Here is a 5,944-nt window from a genome sequence, read left to right on the forward strand (position 1 = left end):
CCCGCTCGGCAGGCGGTATCCGCGCCGTCAGGACGCGTTGCCGGCGCCCGAGTGGGCCCTCGTCCTCGTTCAGAAGTGAACTGCCCCGGGTTCCCTGAGCATGCTGAGGACGGGCGCCGAGAGCGTCCCCGGCTCGTCTGAGCGACGGCCGCCATCCTCGGCGTCGGCGATCCAGCCGCGGCACGCGTAGCCCGGCAAACCGCCAAGATTGCCCACACGGCAGCGCAAGCGGGACAGCAGGCGCCCTGTTCCCGCAGGAGTTCGTTGGCGTCCCAGTACGACAGGTTGTAGCGGAGGTATCAGGGGCCGCCAGCACGGTCACTTCCGGTGGGAACCGGAAGCCGGTGAACTCCGAGGCGGGGATCAGCGAACGGGCAGGGTGTCGGCGCATCCGCCCGCCTTTTCTGATCAAGAAACCGGTGAACGCACCAGGCCCACCAGGCGCCTCACGTCACCCACATGACGGTCACTCCAAGTCGCGAACTGCGAGGGCGCGCCGGTCTCACGGGAGCATGAGCGTTCTGCTTGACTGTCCGCCATGGCCGACGACAGTCTCGCCGATTTCGAGATGAAGGACTTCACCCACGACGGCAGGACTCGGACGGTGTACCGAGCCGGCACGGGCCCGGCCGTGATCGTGATCGCGGAGCTGCCGGGTATCACGCCGAAGGTGGCCACGTTCGCCCGCCGGGTCATCGACATCGGCTGCACCGCGGTGATGCCGCACCTGTTCGGCGTCCCCGGCAAGGACCCGCTCGCCGCCGGCAGGCTGGGCACGTTGCGGTACGGGCTGTCGTCGGCTGTTCCAGCCTGCGTCAGCCGGGAGTTCACCGTCTGGGCGACGAGCCGCACGTCACCTGTGGTCTCGTGGCTGCGTGCCCTCGCCGCGGACGAGCACGCGCGCTGCGGCGGGCCCGGTGTCGGCGTCATTGGCATGTGCTTCACCGGCGGGTTCGCGCTGGCGATGGCGACGCACCCCAGCCTGATCGCTCCAGTGCTGGCGGAGCCGTCCCTGCCGTTTCCCTTCACCAAGGCCAGGAAGAGGGCCATCGACTGTTCCGCCGCCGACCTCGACGTGGTCAGGGGACGGTGCGCGGCGGAGGGCCTGCAGGTGCTCGGCCTGCGCTTCCGGGGCGACACCCTCTCACCGGCTGAGCGCTTCCAGTTCCTGCGGGAGCAGCTGGGCGACGCCTTCGTCGCCATCGAGCTCGACGACAGCAGCGCCAACCCCGAGGCCAGGATGAAGCCACACTCCGTCGTCACCGAGCACCTCATCGACGAGCCGGGCCAGCCGACACGGGCGGCACTCGGCCAGGTCCTCGAGCTGTTCCGAACACGCCTTCTACCGGCGTAGCGAATTCGCCCGGCGAAGTCCGGAGCCATCCGCACTCGACACGCTCGAACGCGCGCTGGTCGCGGCGTTCGCGGACCACGGCCCGGCTTGCCGAGCGGTTCGGCCCCCCGAGCCGCTCGGCAAGGGTCGTACCCAGGTCTGCCCCTGCGCCACGACCCGGCGCTGGCCCGCGACCACAACACCCACGCCGGCCGGATCACCTGCCCCGGTCGGTGCCGCCCACGACCTTCCCTCCATCACCCCCGCCGAGGTCCTCGCCACCGGCCCCGACCCATCCTGACCCTCGCACCAACGCGCCCGGATCCCGCCCGCCCGCGGGGCGCGGCTGCCGGCCGCGGGCCGGGTGGGACCGAGAAGCGCGCTGTGCTGTCGCCATCCTGACCGGGCGGGCGGCCCAGGTTCAGTACCAGCACGGATACGCGGCGGCAACCGCGCCGCGCACGATGCGGTCACCACAGGCACGCCTGAGCGTGCACGAACTCGAAGGTGACGCACGATGACCATGAACGAACCGTCGGCCGCCGTCTCACGGCGGGGCATCCTGGCAGCCGGGCTGGGCCTGGCGACTGCCACCGCCACCGCCATGCTCGCCACACCCGCCGCGGCGTCGGGGACGTGGCAGACTGACTGGCGTTTCTGCAACAGGTGCCACGGCCTGGTCCGGTACCCTTCGCCGGTCCAGAACCGATGCCCCGCGGGCTTCTCGCACAGGGTTCAGGGCTGGACCTTCGGAGTGCCCTTCACCAACAGCACTGACCACCATGCTGGCGAGACGGAGTACCAGCAGAGCGACTGGCAGATGTGCCAGTACTGCAGCGTCCTCTACTACCACGACTTCCCCGGCGTATGCGCCGGCCGCGGCGGCTCCACCCACCTGGCGACCGGGCCCCAGTACCTTCTCCTCCACGACCGCAACCCGGTTCCGAGCGGCTTCCAGACCGACTGGCGGTTCTGCTACAGGTGCAGCTCGCTCTACTTCGACGGCTATGACCCGAACGGCGTCTGCCCCGGAAACCCAGGCTGGGGCCATGCCGCCGCCGGCTACATGTTCCACCTGCAGGTGTACGCCTACACCCTCTGACCTAGTAGTGCTTTGTTAGGTTGAGTCGATCAGCGGTGGCAACACGGCCGTATATGTCGCGCTCGCCGGGACGCGGGACCTTTCGAAGGCTGATCTTTGATTGGAGACCAGCGATATAATGAAAAATATGATCACTTCTTTGGATGATCCGGTGAACCCGCCCTGGCAGCTGTTGGAGGCTGAGGAGTGGAGGCTGTCGGACGATCCCGGCCTCCTGGACCGTCATCAGGTGTGGAAGTGGTTGTCGCTGGAGACCGCCTGGTCGCGCGGCCGTAGCCAGGAGGCTGTGAACACCTCGCTTGACCATTCCCTCACCGTGGGCGTCTACGATCCGGCTGGTCGGCAGCGGGGAGTCGCCCGTTGCGTGACCGACCGGGTGGCTGTCGGATTTATCGACGACGTCTACGTCGATGCGGACCATCGCGGTAAAGGAATTGGGCGCTGGCTGGTCTGCGGGCTGCTCCACCATCGGCTGTTGCGCGGCATTTCGCAGTTCACGTTGGTGACGGACGATGCGCACGCCCACTACGCCGCAAGCGGCTTCACGTCGCTGGCCGAACTCCAGCGGTGGATGCAGTGGCGACGCGACACCGGCTCCGCGTACACGCCCGATCCCTGGACGCCAGGTTCCCCGTCCAGGTCCGTTAGCTGAGCAGTCAGCTTCCACTGGCCACCCTCGCCGCCGAGCGCCAGAGCCGTTCTTTTTACGCTCCCGGCGGGGCCCTTGCCTGATTACAGTTGTAGCTTCGGCTACTGTTGTCGCCGCGACAGGATCGGCCTGGGCGCATCGAGGACTGATAAGTCCTCGATTGTCGCCGGTACAGGCTCGTCCTTGCCAAGCGCAATCCCACGCATTGTCCCGCGGAGGATCTTTCCGGATCGGGTCTTGGGTCAACGCCGTTCAGCTTGCGTCGATCTTGATGCTTGTCGATCGCGCGGCGCGCGGGGCGAGTGGGTGGAGCCGGATCGTGGCGGGACCGTCATGACGGGTCGAGGCGGGCTCGTCGGGTTTCTTGACGCGGTAGCTGTTGTGTCGGGCGCGTTCGACGACGCGGGGGCAGGTGCGGTGGCGCCAGGGTGGGTTGAGCCGGCGGGTGATCTCGGCGTGGAACCGAGGTAGCTGGGCTTTCCAGTCCTCAGGGGGGAATGTCCGCCGTCCCGGTGGCGGAACGGCGGACCAGGCGCAGGGTCCGGGCGAAGCCGACCCGGTCGGGGTCGACGTCGGCGGCCTCGGCTGCCTGGGCGATCAGGGCGGTGAGCGCGTACTGCACGGTCAGCCAGGCCCACATCTCCTGGACGGCCAGGTCGGGCAGCCGGGAGCGCAGGATCCTGCCGGGGCCGCGTAGGTGGGTCTTGAGCTGGTCGTTGGAGGTCTCCTCCTCCCAGCGTTAAGGCGCTGGGTGGTTTCCCCGGCCCGCAACGCCAGGTGGGTGTGCAGGTCCAGGCAGTAGGCGCACCCGTTGATCTGCGAGACCCGCAGGCTGACCAGCTCCAGCGTGATGCGGGACAGCCCTGCCTCGGCGGCGCGCGCTCGCACCTCGGCGGCCGTGGCCCGCAGGGCCTTGAATACCGACGGTGTCTGCTTGTCGAGGTAGATCCGCGGCGTCGTCACGGGTTGCCCGTCCGCACAGCGGCCAGCGCGTCCGGCGTGACCGGGTCGATGATGTCGTCGAACGACCACACGTGGCGGCAGCAGTTCCGTGTAGACCTCGCCCTCTCGTTCGGGTCGGGTGGCCCGTTACGGCAGGCGGGTGTGTCCGGCTCGGCTGGCGACGATGCGCGCGGCCGCCAGCGCGCGGGCCCGCCCGGCATCGCCGGTGAGCCGGGCGAGGATCGCCGCGGGCGGGACGACGCTGTCACTTTTCGGGGGCGGAGGCGTGGCCGATGTCCGCTCCGCTGTCGGCCTGGCGCTGTGGTCCACTGCGCTGGTGCCAGTCCAGGCACATCACCGTCGCGTCGTCCTGCAAGTCGCCGCCGCAGGCGTCGAGGACGCGTCCGGTCAGCTGCTGGACGAGTTCCCGGGGATGCAGCTGCCTGTTTGTCGCCAGCTGCGTGGGCAGGTCGATCCGTGCCGCGTTGCGGTCGACCATGCCGTCGGTGACGAACAGCAGACGGTCCCCTGAGCGCAGCTGAAGGTGACGGACAGTGTAGGCGTGCTCCGGGAACATGCCGAACGCGAGGTCCGGCGGCCAGCTGACCTGCTCCACCATGTCATCCCGCAGCAGGTAGAAGGGGATGTGGCCGGCGTTGACGGCGCGCAGTGCGCCGGTCGGCAGGTCGATGTGGAACAGCAGGCCGGTGACGAACTGCTCCAGGTTGGAGTGCTCGACCATCATGGTGTTCACACGGTCGGCCATCGCCGCCAGACCACGCGGGCCTGGTTCCCGGCGGACGTTACGCAGACCGTTGACCGTCAGGGTGGCCAGGATGGCGGCGGCCAGTCCGTGGCCCATCGCGTCGGTGAGCGACAGGTACAGGTCGGCCCGTCCGAAGGAGTAGTCGAAGGTGTCTCCCGCGACGGCGGCCGACGGCTCCATCCAGCCGGCGATCGTCGCCTGCGCGCTTTCGCAGGTGAACGAGTCCGGCAGGAGCCGGCGTTGGATCTCGGCCGCGAGTTCGAGGGGTACCGTACGCTGTCCCCGCTCGAACAGGTCGGTGTAGCGCCGGTTCAGCACGACCGTGTACGCGAACAGGTGCGCGGCCTGCGAGATCTCGGCCGTCAGATGGCCGAGGTGATCCGCGGCGGAGGTTCCAGCAGGTGGCGCATCAACGCCCCCGTCGGTCGTGGCGAAGACGACCTCGATGACGCCGATCGCCTCACCGCGAGCGGTGACCGGCGCGATGATGATCATCTGCCCGTCGCCGCGGTTCAGCATCGGGCGCTGGGAGCGCAGCACCTGGCCCTGGGGCGTGCCGTGCACCGGCACCCGCTCCATGGCCGTCTCCCCGCCGCGCGCCGTGGAGAACCGGGCGAGGACATCGCTGGAATAGTCGGCGATCAGGAACGATGCTCCGAGCGCTCCCAGATCGCCCTGGAGGCGTGTCACGAGCGCGTCCACGGCGTCGGCGGGTGCCGCCTGCTCGACCGCTGTCAGCAGCGCTGCCGCGTCGAAGACCCCTCGCTCACTCACCGCTCCACCATAGGCACGCCCCGGACAGGGCCCGGACGACGGCGGCCACCCGCACCGAAGGAGAGGATCATCAGCCCGTGACCGGCGCGGGATCACGCCAGACGGGCCGGAGTGAGCTGGAGGCCGATGGCGTTCACGATGCGGGAGCGGCCAGACAGGCAGCAGGAAGATCCACTGAGGATGCCCGTCGCCCCGTGGAGCAGCCGTCGTCCACGGCTGAAGCCTCACATCCCTACTACCGCGATCAAGAATGGTCCGAGAGAAGCGGCAGATCGGTGAGATGCGCCGCCAGGACAGATCCATGAGAAAGCGGGCCCGGGTCGGGCCGGGGGGTGAGCTGGTTCGACCGCTGGAGCTCGCCGAGAGTAGCAAACCCGC

6 protein-coding genes are annotated in these 5,944 nt (G+C 69.0%); 3 read left to right on the forward strand and 3 right to left on the reverse strand.

Going from position 1 to position 5,944, the window contains the following annotated elements; genetic code table 11:
* Window positions 1-538: 538 nt before the first annotated feature.
* The 3 genes from AC5LSR_RS22505 to AC5LSR_RS22515 all read left to right on the forward strand — a co-directional run bounded on the left by AC5LSR_RS22505 (window position 539) and on the right by AC5LSR_RS22515 (window position 3,087).
* On the forward strand, window positions 539-1,354 hold the full coding sequence (locus AC5LSR_RS22505; RefSeq protein WP_250287323.1) for a dienelactone hydrolase family protein: 816 nt from the start codon (window positions 539-541) through the stop codon (window positions 1,352-1,354).
* 496 nt (window positions 1,355-1,850) lie between these two features.
* On the forward strand, window positions 1,851-2,435 hold the full coding sequence (locus AC5LSR_RS22510) for a hypothetical protein (RefSeq protein ID WP_493468967.1): 585 nt from the start codon (window positions 1,851-1,853) through the stop codon (window positions 2,433-2,435).
* Window positions 2,436-2,535: 100 nt separating this feature from the next.
* A complete protein-coding gene (locus AC5LSR_RS22515) occupies window positions 2,536-3,087 on the forward strand; it encodes a GNAT family N-acetyltransferase (RefSeq protein WP_250291084.1) in 552 nt (183 codons plus the stop codon).
* 484 nt (window positions 3,088-3,571) lie between these two features.
* Here AC5LSR_RS22515 and AC5LSR_RS22520 read toward each other — a convergent pair whose 3' ends face one another.
* From AC5LSR_RS22520 to AC5LSR_RS22530, 3 genes are all read right to left on the reverse strand, one after another.
* Complete coding sequence (locus AC5LSR_RS22520) at window positions 3,572-3,724, reverse strand: hypothetical protein (RefSeq protein ID WP_250287387.1); 153 nt, start codon at window positions 3,722-3,724, stop codon at window positions 3,572-3,574.
* On the reverse strand, window positions 3,709-4,047 hold the full coding sequence (locus AC5LSR_RS22525) for a carboxymuconolactone decarboxylase family protein (RefSeq protein WP_493468968.1): 339 nt from the start codon (window positions 4,045-4,047) through the stop codon (window positions 3,709-3,711). Before AC5LSR_RS22525 ends, AC5LSR_RS22520 begins: the two co-directional genes overlap by 16 nt.
* Window positions 4,048-4,291: 244 nt before the next feature.
* A complete protein-coding gene (locus tag AC5LSR_RS22530; RefSeq protein ID WP_250287388.1) occupies window positions 4,292-5,566 on the reverse strand; it encodes a PP2C family protein-serine/threonine phosphatase in 1,275 nt (424 codons plus the stop codon).
* Window positions 5,567-5,944: the final 378 nt, after the last annotated feature.

It is taken from the genome of Protofrankia sp. CiP1_Cm_nod4 (assembly GCF_982290645.1).